Genomic DNA, 1,925 nt, shown 5'->3' on the forward strand with positions numbered 1-1,925 from the left:
CCGATCGCCCGCCGCGATTTTGGGGGCAGGTGTCCGGCTGGTAAACTCGATCGCTGTCGCAGTGTCGCCCGACCCCGACCATCGGAATCGGGTCCGGCCTGCTCGGGAGCGTCTGGAGATCCGGCCCGAGCCCATCGATCACCGATCGGGGTTCGTCGGGTTCATCGCAACCCGACGAGACACGACCGAAAAGCACGAACACCAGACACACGAACTACACAGACGAGGTACACACGCGTGGCAAACATCAAGTCCCAGGTCAAGCGCAACCGCACCAACGAGATCCGTCGGCAGCGCAACCAGTCGGTCAAGTCGTCCCTGCGCACCGCGATCCGCGGTTTCCGTGAGGCCGTGGACGCCGGCGACAAGGACAAGGCCGGCGAGCTGCTGGTGACCACCAGCCGCAAGCTCGACAAGGCCGCCAGCAAGGGCGTCATCCACGCCAACCAGGCCGCCAACAAGAAGTCGGCAATGGCACTCGCCCTCAACAAGCTCTGAACCGTCAGCAAGCCCTGAACCGTCTGCAACCCTGACTGGTCAGAGCGATCTGATTCGCCGGCACGCCTTCCCGACTGCGAGCGCCTGAAACGGCTGCTGCGGCCCGGAGGGATTCGAGGCGTTTCTTCTCCTGCACTTCACCCCGGTGATCCCCACGCGGTCACCGGGGTGAAGTGCGTGGGTCGTCACCCATCCCCTACCCCGCGCGTCGGCGACCCGCGGGTCGCAGTCCCGCGACCCGGACCACCGCATCGGTCAACGCGAAATCCGCGTCCGCGGCCTGTCCCTTGACATCCCCGTTGAGTGCGGCGACGACCACCACCGCCGCGGCAATCGACTCCGAATCCCACGCCCGCCCCTGGGCCTGGGCGTTCTTCACCCGGCGCGGCGACATGCCCAATTCGGCTGCCGCGGAGGCATCGACGTTCCCGAGGGCACGCACACGCGCGATCGCATGCACCGCCTCGGCCAAGGCATCGGCCAGCAGCACCCGCGGGACACCGTGGTGCAACGCCCACGCCAGTGACTCGAGCGCACCCGCGCGGTCTCCGGCAACCGCCTTGTCGGCGACCTCGAAGCCACTCACTTCCGGGCGGCCCTGGTAGTACAGCCGCACCGACTCCTCGTCGACCTTGCCGCCGGTATCGGCGACGAGCTGGCTGCACGCGGCCGCCAGTTCACGCAACTGGGCGCCGACGGATTCGACGATCACCTCCACCACATCGTTGGAGACCCGCACTCCCAGGGTCCGGAACTCGTTGCGGACAAACGTCATACGCTCCGACGGCCACCGCGGCGCCACACACTCGTGCACCGTGGCGTCGGCCTTGCGAAGATCCGTGGCAAGCGACTTCGCGCGGCCTCCCCCCGTGTGGATCACCAGCAGGGTGATGCCCTCGGGCAGCGCCCGTGCCGTCTCGGAGATCAGCGCCGCCGGCTGCTTACCGGCATCGGCAGCCGACTCGACGACCACCACCCGCTCGTCGGCGAACAACGACGGGCTCAGCAATTCCGCGAGTTCCGGGCCGGTGACGTCACCGGCACGCACCCTGGTCACCGGGACGTCGGTCCCGGCTGCCGCCGACCGCTGCGCCACCACATCGTCGATGACACGGCCGGTGAGGAAGTCGTCGTCCCCGAGGAGCAGATGCAGACGTTCGGTCACGGGCCCCATCGTGCCAGACCCCGCCGACACCGCAGCACCGCGATCCGCACCGAGTCGGCGTCGATGTGGCGGACCGCCGCAGCGACGGCGACGATCACGGCCGAGCACATCAGCGACACCATCACCCCGGGCCAGCCCTCCGGTATCCCGATCACCGCCCACCGCCACGACCCGAGGCGATCGGCACACGTGATCATCCACCACACCTCCGGTGCCATGGCGCGGATCAGCAACTCCGACACCATCATCGGGATTCCGTCCA

At 68.2% G+C, this 1,925-nt stretch carries 2 protein-coding genes and 1 pseudogene; 1 reads left to right on the top strand and 2 read right to left on the bottom strand.

The window, feature by feature from the left end; genetic code table 11:
* Positions 1 to 237 precede the first annotated feature (237 nt).
* Complete coding sequence (gene rpsT / locus B1964_RS14290) at positions 238 to 498, top strand: 30S ribosomal protein S20 (RefSeq protein WP_006370614.1); 261 nt, start codon at positions 238 to 240, stop codon at positions 496 to 498.
* Between the two features lie 196 nt (positions 499 to 694).
* On the opposite strand, the gene holA is transcribed toward rpsT, so the two are convergent.
* Together holA and B1964_RS14300 are read right to left on the bottom strand one after the other, a co-directional pair.
* Positions 695 to 1,672 carry a DNA polymerase III subunit delta gene (holA, locus tag B1964_RS14295; RefSeq protein WP_026920020.1) on the bottom strand — a complete coding sequence of 326 codons (978 nt, stop codon included), beginning with the start codon at positions 1,670 to 1,672 and terminating at the stop codon, positions 695 to 697.
* Positions 1,660 to 1,925: pseudogene (locus B1964_RS14300) on the bottom strand (competence protein ComEC); the annotation flags it as partial. The pseudogene B1964_RS14300 and the gene holA, both read right to left, overlap by 13 nt.

The organism is Gordonia sp. i37, from assembly GCF_002043085.1.
Lineage (GTDB): Bacteria > Actinomycetota > Actinomycetes > Mycobacteriales > Mycobacteriaceae > Gordonia > Gordonia polyisoprenivorans.

Coding starts and splice junctions, on each gene's coding strand:
- holA (WP_026920020.1), bottom strand. CDS start 1,672: ATGGGGCCCGTGACCGAACGTCTGCATCTGCTCCTCGGGGACGACGAC.